The sequence below is a fragment of the Paraburkholderia phosphatilytica genome, from assembly GCF_003443895.1.
GTDB classification, from domain to species: Bacteria; Pseudomonadota; Gammaproteobacteria; order Burkholderiales; family Burkholderiaceae; genus Paraburkholderia; species Paraburkholderia phosphatilytica.
Window position 1 is genome coordinate 85,746 of record NZ_QQOA01000022.1, and the last position, 15,957, is coordinate 101,702.

Below are 15,957 nucleotides of genomic sequence, written 5' to 3' on the forward strand. Positions count from 1 at the left end.
CGCACTGGAGCCGCCTGATTCGCGACGACGTCCGTCATGGCCGTGCAGGCGCACAGCCATGAATCGCGGCAATCAGTCAGGCAATCGATCAGTCAGTCAGGCAACGTGAAAAACGTCGATGGCCGAACGCAGCTGGTCCGTCTGGTCTTCGAGCGCGCCGGCCGAAGCGGCGGCTTCCTCGACGAGCGCCGCGTTCTGCTGCGTCACCTCGTCCATCTGCGCGACCGCGAGGCCGACCTGCTCGATGCCGCGGCTCTGCTCGTGCGATGCAGCCGCGATCTCGGTCATGATCGCCGTCACGCGCTCGATCGACGATTCGATCCGGTGCATCGTCTCACCGGCCCGTGTGACGAGCTCCGAACCCGTCTGCACGCGCGCGCCCGAGGTTTCGATCAGCGCCTTGATTTCCTTCGCCGCCGAAGCGGAACGCTGCGCCAGCGAGCGCACTTCGCTCGCGACGACCGCGAAGCCGCGGCCGTGCTCGCCGGCACGCGCGGCCTCGACTGCCGCGTTCAGCGCGAGGATGTTGGTCTGGAACGCGACGCCCTCGATCATCGAGATGATCTCGGCCATCCGGTCCGCGCTCTCGTTGATCTCGGCCATCGTCTTCACGACGTCGCCGACGATCGCGCTGCCTTCGTTCGCCACCGAGCGCGCTTCGTTCGCGAAGCCGCTCGCGTGCTGCGCGTTGTCGGAGTTCTGCTTCACGGTCGCGGTGAGCTGCTCCATGCTCGCGGCCGTTTCCTGCAGCGAGGCCGCCTGCTGTTCAGTGCGCGACGACAGGTCCATATTGCCCGCCGCGATCTGCCGGGTCGCATCGGCAATGGCCGACACCGACGTCTTGATCGTACCGATCGTGTGCGACAGCTGCGTCTGCATCTGGCCGATCGAGAACAGCAGGCTCGTCTCGTCCGCGTGGCCCACGTCGAAGCGCGCCGCGAGATTGCCCTGCGCGATCTCGAACGCGGCTTCGCGCGCATGAGCCGGGTCGCCGCCGATCTCGCGCGACAGGCTGCGGATGATCCACGCCGCAAGCAGCGACGCGAGGCCACCCGCCAGCAGCACTTCGAGCCCCTGCACGACGAGCGCGCGATAGAACGCCGCGTCGATATCGTCGATATACGCGCCGGTGCCGATCACCCAGTTCCAGCCGCTCACCGCGCGGACCGCCGACAGCTTCGCCGAGTCCGTCTTCTCGCCCGGCTTCGGCGTATTGGTATGCACATAACCGCGGCCAGGATCGCGGAGTAGATCAGGTTGCCCTTCGAATCCTTCAGGTCGCCGGCGTACTTGCCGACCATCTGCGGCCGCGTGGGGTTCAGCAGTATCACCGGTTCGGTGGTCGCGGCGAAAATGTAGCCGTCCTTGCCGTAGCGCATCCGGCCGAGTTCGGCGAGCGCCGCCTTCTGCGCGTCCGCGAGCGGCATCTGGTTCGCGTCCACCTTCTCCTTGTACGCGTCGATCACGTGACTGGCCGCGTCGAGCACGGTATCGAGCGTGGCCTTGCGGTCCTCGAGCATGGTCGTGCGATGCTCCCACACGGCAAGCCCGCCGATAACAGCGAGCACCAGCCAGACGAGTGCAACGAGGGACCACAGCTTCCGGTGAAATGACAGACGGCTCATGATGATGTGCGATTCAGATTACAAAGTCTTCCAGCCTGCTGCTAACGGCATCCGCGCGCCAAACTTGACCCGGGACAAACACCGCTGCGCGAATCGCGAAGCCCGGCGCAGCATGACGCCACGTTATGGCGACCCCAACAATTCGGGAATTGCTGGCGCGAATATGGTCCTCTATATTTTTTGCCAGAGGGCCAGCCGGCCGGGACTTGCAGCACGCGTCGCGGTCGTCCGGCGCCGGCGCGCGGGTCGCGTGCCCCGGCGTTTGACATGAGCTTTCCTGTGCCCGCCCCAACCCATCGTTCGAGGATCTTTTTCATGAAAGCATTCAAGCGAGGTCTCGTGTCCGGTTCGGCGCTCGTCGGCATTACGTGGGCGGCCACGGCGCTCGCGGGCGGGCAGATCACCTTCGTGTCGCAGGGCGGCGCGTACCAGGAAGCGCAGACGAAAGCGATCCTCGATCCGGCCGCGAAGCAGCTCGGCATCACGGTCAACCAGGACAGCATTCCGGACGCGTATCCGGCCATCAAGGCGCAGGCGTCGGCCGGCAAGCCGATCTGGGACGTGATCGACACGCCGACGTCGAACTGTCTGCGCGGCGGCAAGGAAGGCCTCGTCGAGAAGCTCGACTTCTCGAAGCTCCCGAACGCAGCGTCGATTCCCGCGGAATACCGCACGCCGTACTCGGCCGCGTACGAGTTCTACTCGTCGGTGATCGGCTACAACAAGAAGACGCTGAAGAAGATCCCCAACAGCTGGAAGGACTTCTGGGACGTGAAGGACTTCCCGGGCACGCGCGCGCTGCGCAACGACCCGCAGACCACGCTCGAAGCCGCGCTGATGGCCGACGGCGTGCCGCGCGACAAGCTCTATCCGCTCGACGTCGACCGCGCGTTCAAGAAGCTCGCGGAGATCAAGCCGAATATCGCCGTGTGGTGGACTTCGGGCGGCCAGTCGGCGCAGCTGCTGCACGACGGCGAAGTGGACATGGAGATGATCTGGAACGGCCGCGCGAGCACCGTCGCGAAAGACAATCCCGATATCGCGTTCACCTATAACGACGGCCTGCTGCAGGACACGCAGCTGTGCATGGTGAAGAACGCGCCGAACATGGCGGACGCGTACCGCTTCATGAACGCGGCGCTGTCGCCCGATCTGCAGGCGAACCTGCCGCTTTACATCGACTACGGTCCCGGCAATCCGGCCGCGTTCAAGACCGGCAAGATCACGCCGCAACGCGCGGCCCAGCTGCCGAGCGCGCCCGCCAACGCGGCGAAGCAGGCGCTGCTGAACGAGGAATGGTGGGCGTCCGATGCGGGCATCGCCGCCCGCGCGCGCTGGCTCAAGTTCATGCAGCAGTGAGGTGACCGACTATCTCGTGCTGGGCGGCGGCTCGGCCGGCTGCGTGCTGGCCGCCCGGCTGTCGGAGAACCCGGAGGTACGCGTCTGCCTCGTCGAGGCGGGCCGCGATATCTCGCAGCGCACGATGCCCGCCGCGATCCGCAGCCGCTATCCGGGCCGCGCGTATCTCGACGTGCGCAACATCTGGCAGCGTCTGACCGCGCTGATGGGCGCTGGAACTCCCACATCTCCTTCAACCGAGCGCCGCTACGAGCAGGCCCGCATTCTCGGCGGCGGCTCCGCGATCAACGCGTTGATGGCCAATCGCGGCGCGCCAGCCGACTACGACGAATGGGACGCGCTCGGCGCGCGCGGCTGGAACTGGCAGGCGTGCGCGCCGTGGTTCCGCCGCATCGAACACGACTGCGACTTCGCGGGCGATCACCACGGCCACAACGGCCCGTTGCGCATCCGCCGCGCGCGGCCCGAACGCGTATCGCCGTTCGTGCGCGCGGTGATCGCTGCACTCGAGCAGCGCGGCTACCGGCATAAGGTCGACCAGAACGCCGCGTGGGAAGACGGCAGCTTCCTCGGTGCGTTCGCGGTCAGCGCGGACGGCGAGCGCATCCCGACTTCGGTCTGCTATCTGACCGACGACGTGCGGCGCCGGCCGAATCTGCGGATCGTCACGGATACGCTCGTCGATCGCGTGCTGTTCGATGGCACAAAAGCACGTGGCGCACGTCTGCTGCATGCCGACGGCAACCGCGAAGACATCGACGCGCGCGAGGTCATCGTCTGCGCCGGCGCGATCCACAGCCCTGCGCTGCTGATGCGCAGCGGCATCGGCCCCGCGGCCGAACTCGCGGCGTTGGGCATTCCGCTTGTCGCGGACCGGCCGGGCGTCGGCGGAAACCTGATGGAGCATCCGTCGATCGCGGTCTCCGCATGGCTGCCGCGGCGGCTGCGCACGCCGTTCCCCGACGAGCATCACGAGCAGGCGATCGTGCGCTTCTCGTCGGGTCTGCCCGATACGCCCGCCGGCGACATGCACGGCGCGATCCTGTCGCGCTCCGGCTGGCATTCAATCGGCTACCGCCTCGGCACGATCTTCTTCTGGGTCAACAAGTCGTATTCGCGCGGCCGGCTCGCGCTGGCTTCGACCGATCCGCACGACGAACCGCGCGTCGACTTCCGGCTGCTCTCCGACGCGCGCGATCTCGAACGGCTGAAGCACGCGGTCCGCTTCGGCGCGGCGACGCTCGCTGTACCGTCTGTGAAGACCCAGTGTGGGCCGGTGTTTCCGTCGAGCTATTCGCCGCGTGTCGCGAAGGTCGCGGTGCCGGGTATGTCGAACGCTTTGCAGCGCGGCACGCTCTCAGCACTGCTCGATATCGCGGGACCATTGCGCGGCTGGCTGATCCGCCGCATCGTCACACGCGGCGTCAGTCTCGGCGATCTGCTCGAAGACGATGCGGCGCTCACGCGCTTCGTGATGCAATCGGTGGGCGTGACATGGCATCCATCGGGCACCTGCCGGATGGGCGCACCGGACGATCCCCTCGCGGTCACGGACCCGGCGGGCGCGGTGTATGGCGTGACAGGACTGCGCGTGTGCGATGCGTCGCTGATGCCGAGCATTCCGTGTGCAAACACGAATCTGCCGACCATCATGATCGCCGAGCGCATCGCCGACATGATGGCTGCGGAAGCACGCGGCGAACACGAAGCGGCCTCACCCGCTACGCCCGCTTCGCCGACCGCCGGCTCACCACCACACCCAGCACGAGACACAGCGTGAGCGCAGTCAGCATCGTGCTGATCGCCGCGATGGTCGGGTCGATTTCGTCGCGCAACGTCACGAACATGCGACGCGTGAGCGTCTGGTTCGGACCACCCGAGATGAACAGCGCGACGACCGTTTCGTCGAGCGCCTGAATGAATACGAACACCGCGCCGGAAATCACGCTCGCGCGAATCTGCGGCAAGGTCACCGTCATGAAGCTGCGCAGCCGGTTCATGCCGAGACTGCGCGCGACCATCTCCTGGGTCGCGTCGAACGTGCGCAGATCCGCGCCCACCGAAATCAGCATGTACGGCAGGCCGAGCATCGCATCGGCGATCACGAGCCCCGTCAGCGTGTTGACGAAGCCCATCTGCGAATAGACGAAGAACACGCCGACCGCGACGATGATGATCGGCACCATCAGCGGCAGCATCAGCGCCGTGCGCACGTAGCGCAGGCTCCAGTGCGTGCCGTGCTGGATGCCGTACGCGGCCGCGACGCCCACCGGCGTGGCGATCACGACGGCGCCGAGCGACGCGATGATCGTGGTGCGCGCGGCGTCCATCCATGCGGGGTTGCCGAAGAACGCGTGATACCAGCGCAACGACAGCGCGGGCGGCGGAAAGGTCATGAAGCGCGTGTCGGAAAACGACAGCGGCACGACGATCACGATGGGCAGCAGCAGGAACACCAGAATCAGCCCGACGGCGATGCCGAGCAGTACCCTCGACATGCTCAGATTGAAGGTTGGGTTCATTTTGCCCCCAGCGTTTTTTCGAGCGGAATCACGCGGCTCGCCGCGAAGAAAATCGCGAACACGCAGACCAGCAGCACGAGGCTCACCGCGCTCGCCGCGCCCCAGCTGTTGTAGAGCTCGACGTTCTGGCTCACCACCATCGACACCATCACCGAACGCCCGCCGCCCATCAGCTCCGGCGTGATGTAGAAGCCGAGGCACAGCACGAACACGAGCGTCGTGCCCGCCACCACACCCGACAGCGACAGCGGCAAAAACACCCGCAGAAACACGTGCAGCGGCGAACCGCCGAGACTCGCGCCGGCCTGCATCAGGTTCGCCGGAATCTTCTGCATGGCCGAGTAAAGCGGCAGCACCATGAACGGCAGCAGGATGTGGATCATCGCGATCGCGGTGCCGAGATCGTTGTACGCGAGCTGCAACGGATGATCGATGATGCCGAACGACATCAGCGTGCGGTTGACGATGCCGGTGCGCTGCAGCAGCACGAGCCACGCGTAGGTACGCACCAGCACGCTGGTCCAGAACGGCAGCACCACCATGCCGAGCACGAGCGCGCTCAGACGCGGCGGCAATGCCGACGCCGCATACGCGACCGGATAGCCGAGCAGCAGCGTGACGAGCGTGACGATCACGCTCAGCTTGAAGGTCAGCGCGAACGTATCCCAGTACACCGACTGCGTGAAAATGCGCCGGTAGTTGACGAGCGTGAAGCCGTCCGCGTAGATGGATTGCCACGCGAGCCAGACGAGCGGCGCGACCAGCAGCGCCACGACGACGATCAGCGCAGGCGCGGTCAGGAGCAGCATCGCGCGGTCTTCGCGGCGCTGATGGCGGAACGCGGCATCGACGATCGGTGCGCTCATTGGCGGCGCGCCTTCGGTAAGCCGGTTGGCGTGCATGAAAGCCTCCCGTCAGACGCCCACGGCGTCGAGTAACTGATACCACGCGGCGACGAGCCGTACGCCCGGCGTGCGCAACGCGAGAAACGGCACGGGCTTCAAGCCATCGGCCGCGAGCAGCGACAGTTCCGGACGTTCGCCCAGCGCAAGCGCCGCCGCGTGCCGGCCGAGCAGGCTCGCCATCGCGACGCCAGCGCCGTTGTAGCCGAGGCAGAACACCGTGCGGTCGTCCGCGCGGCCGATCTGCGGCAGTGCGCTGAACGTCATCGCAACGTAGCCCGACCAGCCGTATTCCACCTTCACGTCCGCGAGATCCGGAAACAGCCCGATCATCGCGCGTTGCAGCGCCGCGAGGCCATCGGTGCGCCCTTCCTTGCCGAACGCGTCACGGCCTCCGAACAGCATACGGCCATCCACTTTCCTGAACCACTTCATCATGCGCCGCGTTTCAGTGTAGCTGCGCCGCTCCACCATCAGCCGCGCATCGAGGTCGGCCGGCAGCCGTTCGGTCGCGATCATCGCGCTGCGAAACGGCACCAGTGCCTGCTGGTACGGCGCCGTCGCCGCGCCGAGATTCGAGTACGCGTTGGTCGCGACGATCACCTGGCGCGCGCGGACCGTCGCCGACGGCGTGCGCAGCAGCACGCGGTCGCCGTCGCGTTCGATCTTCGTTACCGGCGTCGATTCCCAGACCGGCACACCGCGCCGCACGAGGCCGGCAGCCAGGCCGCGCACGTAACGCAGCGGCAGGATGGTGCCCGCATCCTTGCCCAACACGCCGCCGACGAATGCGCTGGAGCCCGTCTCGCGCGTCACTTCTTCGCGCGACAGCACCGACATCGACGTATCGCCGAGCGTCTGCCGCAGCCACTCCGCTTCAGCGCGGATCGCGTCGAACGTGCGCTCCGTATGCGCGCAGCGCAGGTTGCCGGTGTGCGCATAGCACGCGTCGTCGAGCCCGTATTCGTCGACCACCGATTCGATCACGCGCACACCGTCGTGCGCGATCCGGTGCATCGTGCGCGCCGTCTCGAGGCCGTGAACGCGCGCGATGGTCGGGAACGACGGCCGGAACTTCGACGACACGACGCCGCCATTGCGGCCGCTCGCGCCCCAGCCTACCGTCTTCGCGTCCAGCACGACCGTCTCGACGCCGCGCCCGATCAGCGCATGCGCGGCGTTGAGCCCCGAGTAGCCCGCGCCGATCACCGCGACGTCGACAGTGAGGTCGCGCGCGAGCGCAACGCCCGAACTCGCGTGCACCGCGCCGCCCAGCTGTTCCCACAGCGAGCCGATGCCAGTCTCGACGGCCGGCATGCGTTCGTGGACTTCGCGGACGTGCATCTGGTTCATGCCGCGACGCGCAGTTCCGCTTCGACTGCGTCCGCCAGACCCTTGAGCGTCGGGAAGCAGTAATCCGGCTTCGTCACGGCGCCCGGCACCGGCGTGCCGCCGAAGCCCTGCATGCCCTGGCGGCGCTGGATCCAGCAGGTCGCGTAACCCAGTTCGCGCGCAATGCCGATGTCGTGATACTGGCTCTGCGCGACGTGCAGGATCTCGCGGAACTTGTAGCCGAACGCGGCCTGGCGGCCCTTGTTGTACGCGAAGAACTGCGGGTCCGGCTTCGCGACGCCGGTCTCGTCGGCGCACACGGTGTCGTCGAACGGATCGCCGAGCGTATGCGCGTACGCGGACAGCGCGACACGGTCGGCATTGGTCATCGCGACGAGGCGGAAGTGCTTGCGCAGGCGGCGCAATGCATCCACCGAGTCTTCGAACGCGGGCCAGTCGAGCACGTCGCGCTGGAACGCGGCGGCCGTCTGCGGATCCGCGGGCAGGTCCAGTTCTTTCGCGAGCGACAGATACACATGCGCCATTGCGTGGCTCGAGCGCCCCGGGAACGCCGCGCGGCCGCGGATATACGGCTCGAAGATCTGCTCGTCGCTCAGGTGCTTCGCCGCTTCACCGCCCAGCCGGCGCACCGACTCCAGAATGCCCTTCTCGAAGTGGATCAGCGTGCCCACGACGTCGAACGTCAGGACCTTGAAGTCGGAAAATTTCATGATTCGTCATCCTTATGAACAAGACGGTTGTTGCGGCGCGATGGGCCGCTGCAGGTCAGAAAACGGGTCAGGCCGCGACGACGATCGTGTCCTGCGGATCGATCACGACGGTCATGTCGTTGCCGGGCGGCGGAATCCGGGTACGCGCATGGTGGCTGCCGGGCTGGCGCAGGCTGATCGCGGTGCCGTCCGCGAGCGTCGCGAACACGCGCAGGCTCTCGCCCTGGTACAGCACTTCGGTCACGCGGCAGCGCAGGCGGTTTACGCCGTTCAGGCCACCGCCGTCCGCCTGTTCGTCCGCGTTGTCGTCAATCCGCAGCTTTTCGGTCTGCACCGCGAGCAGCAGCTCCTCGCCGCGCGGCAGCGGATGCGCGGTATGCAGGACCGCATCGCCGAGCTTCACCGCGCTGTCGCCGGCGCGCGCAACGTTCAGCAGCGTCGCCTCGCCGATGAAGCTCGCGACGAAGCGGTCGCACGGGCGGTCGTACAGACGCTCCGGTGCATCGATCTGCACGAGCCGGCCGTTGCGCATCACCGCGACGCGGTCGCTCATCGTCAGCGCCTCGCGCTGGTCGTGCGTCACGTAGACGATCGTCGCGCCCAGCTTGCGATGCAGGCGGCGCAGTTCGATCTGCATGTTTTCGCGCAGCTGTTTGTCGAGCGCGGAAAGCGGCTCGTCCATCAGGATCAGTTGCGGCTCGAAGACGATTGCGCGGGCCAGCGCCACGCGTTGCCGCTGGCCGCCGGAGAGCTGCGCGATGCCGCGGTTCTCGTAGCCGGACAGCTCGACCATTGCGAGCGCATCGGCCACTTTCGCGGCCCAGCCGCCTTTCGGCAGACGGCGTGCACGCAGCGGAAACGCGACGTTCTCGCCCACCGTCATGTGCGGAAACAGCGCGTAGTTCTGGAACACGATGCCGATGTCGCGCTTGTGCGGCGGCTCGAATGTAATGTCGCGCTCGCCCACCCACACGGAGCCGGAGGTCGGCTTTACGAAGCCGCCGAGAATGCCGAGCAGCGTCGTCTTGCCGGAGCCCGACGGCCCGAGCAGCGATACGAATTCGCCCGGTGCGATGTCGAGCGATACGTCGTCGAGGCCCACCACCGCGCCATAACGTTTCGTGGCGGAGCGGATGGATACGCCGGTTTTCGATCTTGCGTCCATGACTCGGAGGTCCCGTGCAGAACTAGCGTCGTTGAAGAGACTATAGGTCGATGACTTTTTGGCGGCAATTCCCAAATTGTTGGATCGGGCATAACATCACGTCATGCCGAACCTCAGAAAGAAGCTGCCGAGCGCCAACGCGCTCTTCGTGTTCGAGGCCGCCGCCCGCTGCGGAAACTTCACGCGCGCGGCGCGCGAGCTCTACGTGAGCCAGCCCGCCGTGAGCCGCATGCTGTCGCGGATGGAAGACCATCTCGGCGTACGCCTGTTCGAGCGCGTGCACGGCGGCATCGAGCTCACCGAAAGCGGCCGGATCCTGTACCGCGCGATTTCCGACGGTTTTTCCGGCATCGAATCCGCGATGCTCGAAATCGAGGCACGCGCCACGGGTGTCGAATCCGTCACGCTGTCCGTCTCCACCGCGTTCACCACGCACTGGCTGATGCCGCGCATGAACCGGCTGAACCAGGCGTTTCCATCCGTCGACCTGCGTTTCCAGCTCATTTCAGGCCGCATTGGCGGCCCGCTCGTCGACGTCGATCTCGGCATGCGCTACCTGCCGGAAAGCGAGATCGACGAGCACAGCGTGCTGCTGATGCCGGAAATCCTGCTGCCCGTGTGCAATCCGCCGTACCGCGAGCGCGCGTTGCGCGACGATGCGGCGCAGCATGGCGACACGATCATCATCATGGACGACGGCGAGCGCGGCTGGCACGACCAGTTCGATGCCTTCGCGCAGCACCGGCGTCTTGCGGCCAGCATGCTGAGCTTTTCCGATTACGCGATCGTGCTGCAGGCGGCGCTGCTCGGCCAGGGCATCGCGCTCGGCTGGCTCAACGTGGTGTCGCACTGGCTGATCCACGGCGCGCTCGTGCCCGCGGAAGAACAGCTGGTGATGACGAAACGCGTGTGCTATCTCGTCACGCCGCCGAACCGACCGGTGCGGCCCATCGTCACGCAGATCCGCGAATGGATCCTGAAGGAGATGCGCGAAGACATGGAGAAGATCGATCGCGCGTATCCCGCGCTGGGCGTGGCGGAGACGCTGGCCGGATCCGGCCACGCGGGGTGGCCGGTCGCCGCTCACATGTAGTTCTGCTGGAAGCGCTGGTAAAGCGCCTTGTCCTGCGTCTCGTTGTCCAGCACTCGCTGCCACGTTTCGTCGGGCGTCACGTAGTTCGACGACAGGCCGTTCTGCAGCATCGCGTACGTCTCCTTGCCCGTGGCCGGATCGATCCGCGCGCGCCACACTGGCGTGCCGCCGAGCGTGCGCACTTCGAGCGTATCCGGGCCACCCGCCACCGCGTAAAAACCGTCCTTGAACAACCACGCGGCGTTGCGCGCGGCGAGCCATTTGCGCGCCGCCGCAGCATCGCCCTGCGCGATGTGATCCGGGTAGAACAGGAAGCTGTCGCCCTTGTGAGACTTCACGCCGGGCACATTCGTGACGAAGTGCGAAGCGCCTTGCGGCAGCGCGCTGTCCGGATCGTGGTAGAACTGCAGGAGCTGGCCGGCACTGCCAGCGGTGGAATTCCGGAAAGCGGCAAGCGGTACGGGGGGCGCACGGCGTTTCCGGACGGGTCCGCCAGCGTCCACTGCTGCCTCGCCATGATCCCGTTCGTACCTTGGGGCACCGCGACGTACGGCGTATCGTCCACCGCGCCTTCGGTGAGCAGCTTGCCGTCCTCCGCGTGAATCAGCGTGCCGCTCTTCGGCTCGTACGCGAACACCCCGTTGAGGCTGTTGCCGTCGGGAATCGGGCCAATGTACGCATTACCCTGGCCGTCGATACGCAGCACCTTGCTGTCATCGTTCGCCATGTGGATGCGTCCGTCGTCGCCCATGCGGAACTGGTCCGCATCGCCGCTGGCGGCCGACCGGTCGATCGAAGCCGAGCCTGAACTGAAGTTCAAGCGCGCAGGCTTGTCGGCGCCGCTGTTGTTCCACACAGGCTTGATGGCCACCGGGCCCCGATAATCCAGATGGTTCGCCTGGTCGCTCACGCGCTGCTGGATGTCGGCGTTCGCATGCTGGTAGAACCGCGCCTGCGCCAGCGCCGGATTCTCGTTCGGCCGGTACAGCGTCTTGCCGTCCTGCTGGAACGGCGTGACAAACGCACGATGGTCGGCGTCGGCCCATGCGGGGTCGTCCGGCGAGAAGTGCGCGAGCTGCGGCTGCGCGCCCGATGTACGAGTGCGGTCGTACACGTCCCAGCGATAGTCGGGGTTGGCTTCGTAGTTGCCGAGCTTGCCGTTCTCGACCTTCTGCCAGCCACGGATCTGCGCATAGTCGATGCGGCCCATCGCGGCCACTTCGCGATCGTCCGGCGCGCGCGCGTGCGTGCTGCCCAGACTGCCCGACACGTCCACCATGTTCGGCGACGGCGCAACGTCGTAGATGTAGCCGCTCTTGCCTTCCATTGCGTCGAGGCGCTTTTGCGCCGTATCGCGCAAGCCGAACGTGCCGAGGTAGCCGCCGCCGTCCACCGCCGCAGGATGGCCCGACACGATCGAATCGTGCAGATCGAGATTGACGTTGCCGAGCGACGTGTCGTCGACCGAGAAGCCCTGCTGTTTCCTGAGTTCTTCCGGCGTGACCCGCGACGGACGGAACAACGCGGCCGGCTGGTCCGGATCCGGCGCGTCCGTGGAACGCCTGAAGTCGTGATGCGTGCCATCCCAGCCGGATGGACCCGGCTGGTCGAAGTTGGGCGGTGGCGGAAGCTCGGGGTCCGTTGGTGCGAGCATGGGTGTTCGCTGCGCGCCGAACGCGCGCAACGCAGCCAGTTGCATCATCTGCCGATGAGCGTCCGGCCTGACGCCGGTATAAGGACGCCAGGTGAGCGGGTCGGCGTACCAGGCTGTCTGGGCCGCATCGACCCCGCCGAAATTCTGGTAAGCGTGATCGAAGATCTCGTTCATCGTGGCAGCCAGCCGGTCGAAGCCGCGATAGGTAAAGACCCCGTGGTTCGAATCGTAGAGCTGGTAATCATCGGCAAGGTAGTCCAGCGTTCGACCGACGCGCTGGATCAGGATTGCGTGCCCACCGATCCGGTCGCCGTACCTGAACGTCACGTCGGCGAAGGTGTTTTGTGCGGTACCTAATCCGTCCGCGGACGGATAGCGGGTCGAAAAGCGAATCCGCAGATTGTCGACGAGCGAGGCGGCGTCCGGCCAGGTCGCACCGCCCGCACGCATTTCGAAGCCAGGTACGTCCGTGATCGGCGCGACTTCGTGCGCCGTCTGCAGGCGCCGGATTTCGTCGAGCGTCGACTGCCGCGTGACGGGATTGAGAAGTCGCTGTTGAGTGGCTTGCGTCGCGCCTACCAGGTCCACCGCCTGTCCCGCTGCCACATTCAGGATCGCTAACGAGGTGAGACCGGCACACTGGTTGTGCAGAGCATCCGACCGCCCGGCCGCCGCCTCGAGCGCAGTCTGATCCATGCCGTTGTCGCCGCTCGCGGAATTTGCGTACGCGCCGTACGTTGCCAGATTCGCGCTATCGGGCGAATCCGTCTGCCGGGGAACCCTCCCGGCGGCCGCCGCATCCGTCTTCACCGACGGAGCGCCTCGAGCGGGCGTACCGCGATCGGGCGAATGACGCGCACCCGGGTCTTGCCGAACTTCGTCCCGCCGGCCATCCGTCGAATCAAATGGTCTTTCGTCGGTGCCGTCAAAGCCGATCGCACCGTTTCCCACTGCCGATACCGTCATCGTCGCACCTCGCGCGCTCACACAAGATGCGACCATCAAACCAGATCACGCCGACCGCAGGTAATGCGGGAACATCGAGATCGACGCATTCAACTTACGGGTCTCCCGCGTCGCGCTCGCTCAGCGTCCCGTATGCCTATCCTCGTCGCGCGGACGCGGCGCCGCCACGTAATGCCCCGGCGTCATCCCCACCATGCGCCGGAAGTGCCGCCCCAGATGACTCTGGTCGAAGAAGCCGACCTCGGTCGCCACCGCGCACGGCGGCACGCCATCGCGCAACAGCCGCTGCGCGTGCCGGATCCGCACGACGCACACGTAGCGATGCGGCGAGATGCCGACTTCCTTGCGGAACAGCGTCGCGAAACGCGATACGCTCAGGCCCGCCGTCGCGGCGAGCGTCGCGAGGCTCACGGGCTGCGCGAACGAACGCTCGATGAACGCGACGGCCCGCTGGATCGGGCGCGAGGCACGCAATGAGGGCGATGCGGACAGACTGATCGGCACTTCGCCCGCCGCGTAGTCGAAGACTCTGGCCATGTCATGCCTCGTGCGGCTGCCGAGCCGCGGTGCGCTGCTCGCCAGGCGACGCGGCTTTCAGTTGCGGATAGCTGACGCACAGCTGCGCGAACAGCGCGTCCACGAGCGCCGCGTGACCATCGTCCCGCTCGCCTCGCGATGCGATGTCGGCGAGCCGCGCATCGAGCGCCTCGAACAGCCGGTGCTTGATGAAGTACCGCCACTGCACCGGCACGCCGGCGAGAATCGACGTGAGCGCCGCGTAACGCGCATGCGTCCACTTCGCTTCGAACGCTTCGCGATACGGGCCGTAGGAAAACGCGGGCACGTCCACGCCCGCAAGCTTCGAACGCAATGCATCGCGCAGCCGTACCGTCTCCTCCACGTCCAGTTCGTCGCCATTCAGCGCGACGCCGTACACGTCGCGCGCTTCGTCCATGCTCACATAGCCGCGCAAGACGTCGTCGCGGACCCGCAGCGGCTCGCGATCGACCGGACGTCCATAGCCGCCCGCCCCCGCGCCGACGAGGCGAATCACATCGCCCGGCATGCACACGACGAGATCGTTGTTGTCGAGCTCTTCCGCGCGCGGCGTATCGGGATTGCGCGTGAAGCGCGCATTCGCGCCCGCATGTCCGCCGCGCACGCCCCACGACGCGAAACGCGTGCGATCGCGATTGCGCGCGGTGACGAGCGTGTTCGGCGAGAACACCTTGAACTCCATCACGAGCCCTTGCCCACCGCGATACTGTCCCGCGCCGCCCGACCCCGGCGCGACTCCGTAACGCAGAATGCGGATCGGCACCTCGGCCTCGTTGATTTCGACCGGCGTATTGCGCAGGAACGCGTTGTTCGCGCCGGAGCCGTCCTCGCCGTCGTCGGTCGGGCCACCGCCCGCGCCGCCGCCGATCGGTCCGATGGACGCCATCACCGTCGCGCCCTGGCGGTCCATCGTCTTCACGTTAAGAATCGACAGGCCGCCAGCAGGACACGCGCCGAGACGCTCCGGCACCGCCTGCGAAAACGCGCCGAAGGTCAGCAGGTGCGTGAGCTTGCAGGTGAGGCTGCGCATCCCCACCGCCGAAGGCGGCAGCGCATTGACCACCGTGCCTTCCGGCAGGATGCAGCGCGCGACGCGCAGCATACCGGTGTTGAGCAGGATCTCCGGGTTCAGCGTGTACAGCACATAGACGAGCCCGACCAGCGCGAGCGCATGCCGCTCGCGTCCGCCCGTCGGCATGTTCAGCGACGACTGCAGCTGCGGATCGCTGCCTGTGTAGTCCATCTCCACCCAGCCGTCGCGGATGCGCGCGGTCAGCGCGACGCGCATCGGCTTGCCGTTCACCGAGTCTTCGTCGGCGAATTCGGAGAAGAAGTAGTCGCCGTCCGGAATGCCGCGCAGGATCGTGCGCGCCTGCTCTTCCGAATAGTCGAGCAGCGCCTTCATGCCCGCCTTGAAGCCTTCGATGCCGAAGCGTTCAATGATCTCCAGCACGCGCCGCTCGCCGGTATGCAGCGACGCGAGCTGTGCATGCAGGTCGCCGGTGTTCTGCCCCGGCACGCGCACGTTGGTCGCCATCAACTGGATCAGCGATTCGTCGACCACGCCTTTGCTCACGATCTTGCACGGCGGAAAACGGATGCCCTCCTGCTGGATCTCCGTGAGCGTGCGCGACAGCGACGCGGGCACCGCGCCACCCATGTCAGTGTTATGGATGTGGCCGCCCACGAAGCAGACGATCTCGCCTTCGTAGAACACCGGTTTCCACAGCACGATGTCCGGCGTATGGGTCGCGACGAAGCCGCTGTACGCGTCGTTCGTCATGCCGATGTCGCCCGGCTCGTAATGGTCGATCATGCCGATCACCGAGCTGTAGTCGAGCCCCACGTACCAGGTCGCGCCGAGCGTTTTCGGCGACGCGAACGTGAGGCCTTCGGGCGTCGTGATCGCGCACGAGAAATCTTCGGTTTCCTTCACGAAGGTCGAACGCGCGGTGCGCACCAGCGTGTATGCCATGCTTTCGGCGGCCGCCACGCAGTAGTTCGCGAAGATCTGAAGCACTGCCTTGTCGAATTGCATCTGCGCTGCTCC

The 15,957-nt window shown here is 66.4% G+C and carries 13 protein-coding genes; 3 read left to right on the forward strand and 10 right to left on the reverse strand.

All coding sequences use genetic code 11. The features are described from left to right. Positions 1-96: 96 nt before the first annotated feature. A complete protein-coding gene (locus tag DVS29_RS38165) occupies positions 97-1,596 on the reverse strand; it encodes a methyl-accepting chemotaxis protein (protein ID WP_118182701.1) in 1,500 nt (499 codons plus the stop codon). A 344-nt stretch (positions 1,597-1,940) separates the two neighbouring features. Between DVS29_RS38165 and DVS29_RS22455 the strand changes: the two genes are divergently transcribed. Next, the gene (locus DVS29_RS22455) at positions 1,941-2,984 is read left to right on the forward strand and encodes an ABC transporter substrate-binding protein (protein WP_118182702.1); all 1,044 of its coding nucleotides are present in this window, start codon (positions 1,941-1,943) and stop codon (positions 2,982-2,984) included. Between the two features lies 1 nt (position 2,985). Beyond that, complete coding sequence (locus DVS29_RS22460) at positions 2,986-4,764, forward strand: GMC family oxidoreductase (RefSeq protein WP_118182703.1); 1,779 nt, start codon at positions 2,986-2,988, stop codon at positions 4,762-4,764. On the opposite strand, the gene DVS29_RS22465 is transcribed toward DVS29_RS22460, so the two are convergent. The 5 genes from DVS29_RS22465 to DVS29_RS22485 all read right to left on the reverse strand — a co-directional run bounded on the left by DVS29_RS22465 (position 4,706) and on the right by DVS29_RS22485 (position 9,636). Then, positions 4,706-5,506 carry an ABC transporter permease gene (locus DVS29_RS22465; protein ID WP_118182705.1) on the reverse strand — a complete coding sequence of 267 codons (801 nt, stop codon included), beginning with the start codon at positions 5,504-5,506 and terminating at the stop codon, positions 4,706-4,708. The genes DVS29_RS22460 and DVS29_RS22465 overlap by 59 nt on opposite strands. Next, positions 5,503-6,372 (reverse strand): ABC transporter permease, encoded by an 870-nt coding sequence (locus DVS29_RS22470; RefSeq protein WP_205962500.1) that lies wholly within the window; start codon positions 6,370-6,372, stop codon positions 5,503-5,505. The genes DVS29_RS22465 and DVS29_RS22470 overlap by 4 nt, the downstream gene beginning before the upstream one ends. 48 nt (positions 6,373-6,420) lie before the next feature. After that, positions 6,421-7,752: an NAD(P)/FAD-dependent oxidoreductase gene (locus tag DVS29_RS22475; protein ID WP_118182744.1), complete on the reverse strand. Its 1,332-nt coding sequence runs from the start codon at positions 7,750-7,752 to the stop codon at positions 6,421-6,423. A 5-nt stretch (positions 7,753-7,757) separates the two neighbouring features. After that, a complete protein-coding gene (locus DVS29_RS22480) occupies positions 7,758-8,471 on the reverse strand; it encodes an HAD-IA family hydrolase (protein WP_118182707.1) in 714 nt (237 codons plus the stop codon). Positions 8,472-8,538: 67 nt separating this feature from the next. After that, on the reverse strand, positions 8,539-9,636 hold the full coding sequence (locus DVS29_RS22485) for an ABC transporter ATP-binding protein (protein WP_118182710.1): 1,098 nt from the start codon (positions 9,634-9,636) through the stop codon (positions 8,539-8,541). Positions 9,637-9,739: 103 nt separating this feature from the next. Between DVS29_RS22485 and DVS29_RS22490 the strand changes: the two genes are divergently transcribed. Next, complete coding sequence (locus DVS29_RS22490) at positions 9,740-10,729, forward strand: LysR family transcriptional regulator (protein WP_118182711.1); 990 nt, start codon at positions 9,740-9,742, stop codon at positions 10,727-10,729. Here the strand turns inward: DVS29_RS22490 and DVS29_RS37910 are convergent. The 4 genes from DVS29_RS37910 to DVS29_RS22505 all read right to left on the reverse strand — a co-directional run bounded on the left by DVS29_RS37910 (position 10,720) and on the right by DVS29_RS22505 (position 15,945). Continuing rightward, positions 10,720-11,067, reverse strand: a complete 348-nt coding sequence (locus DVS29_RS37910; RefSeq protein WP_240655740.1) for a hypothetical protein — start codon at positions 11,065-11,067, stop codon at positions 10,720-10,722. The genes DVS29_RS22490 and DVS29_RS37910 overlap by 10 nt on opposite strands. After that, a complete protein-coding gene (locus tag DVS29_RS22495) occupies positions 11,064-13,079 on the reverse strand; it encodes an enterotoxin A family protein (RefSeq protein ID WP_240655741.1) in 2,016 nt (671 codons plus the stop codon). The genes DVS29_RS37910 and DVS29_RS22495 overlap by 4 nt, the downstream gene beginning before the upstream one ends. A gap of 390 nt (positions 13,080-13,469) precedes the next feature. Then, positions 13,470-13,886 carry a helix-turn-helix domain-containing protein gene (locus DVS29_RS22500; protein WP_118182713.1) on the reverse strand — a complete coding sequence of 139 codons (417 nt, stop codon included), beginning with the start codon at positions 13,884-13,886 and terminating at the stop codon, positions 13,470-13,472. A gap of 1 nt (position 13,887) precedes the next feature. Beyond that, on the reverse strand, positions 13,888-15,945 hold the full coding sequence (locus DVS29_RS22505; RefSeq protein ID WP_118182745.1) for a hydantoinase B/oxoprolinase family protein: 2,058 nt from the start codon (positions 15,943-15,945) through the stop codon (positions 13,888-13,890). Positions 15,946-15,957: the final 12 nt, after the last annotated feature.

What these genes read in the sequence shown, in the direction of transcription:
- DVS29_RS22455 (WP_118182702.1), top strand. Translation starts at nt 1,941, where the DNA reads ATGAAAGCATTCAAGCGAGGTCTCGTGTCCGGTTCGGCGCTCGTCGGC.
- DVS29_RS22480 (WP_118182707.1), bottom strand. Translation starts at nt 8,471, where the DNA reads ATGAAATTTTCCGACTTCAAGGTCCTGACGTTCGACGTCGTGGGCACG.
- DVS29_RS22490 (WP_118182711.1), top strand. Translation starts at nt 9,740, where the DNA reads ATGCCGAACCTCAGAAAGAAGCTGCCGAGCGCCAACGCGCTCTTCGTG.
- DVS29_RS22495 (WP_240655741.1), bottom strand. Translation starts at nt 13,079, where the DNA reads ATGGATCAGACTGCGCTCGAGGCGGCGGCCGGGCGGTCGGATGCTCTG.
- DVS29_RS22485 (WP_118182710.1), bottom strand. Translation starts at nt 9,636, where the DNA reads ATGGACGCAAGATCGAAAACCGGCGTATCCATCCGCTCCGCCACGAAA.
- DVS29_RS22470 (WP_205962500.1), bottom strand. Translation starts at nt 6,372, where the DNA reads ATGAGCGCACCGATCGTCGATGCCGCGTTCCGCCATCAGCGCCGCGAA.
- DVS29_RS22475 (WP_118182744.1), bottom strand. Translation starts at nt 7,752, where the DNA reads ATGCACGTCCGCGAAGTCCACGAACGCATGCCGGCCGTCGAGACTGGC.
- DVS29_RS22500 (WP_118182713.1), bottom strand. Translation starts at nt 13,886, where the DNA reads ATGGCCAGAGTCTTCGACTACGCGGCGGGCGAAGTGCCGATCAGTCTG.
- DVS29_RS22505 (WP_118182745.1), bottom strand. Translation starts at nt 15,945, where the DNA reads ATGCAATTCGACAAGGCAGTGCTTCAGATCTTCGCGAACTACTGCGTG.
- DVS29_RS22465 (WP_118182705.1), bottom strand. Translation starts at nt 5,506, where the DNA reads ATGAACCCAACCTTCAATCTGAGCATGTCGAGGGTACTGCTCGGCATC.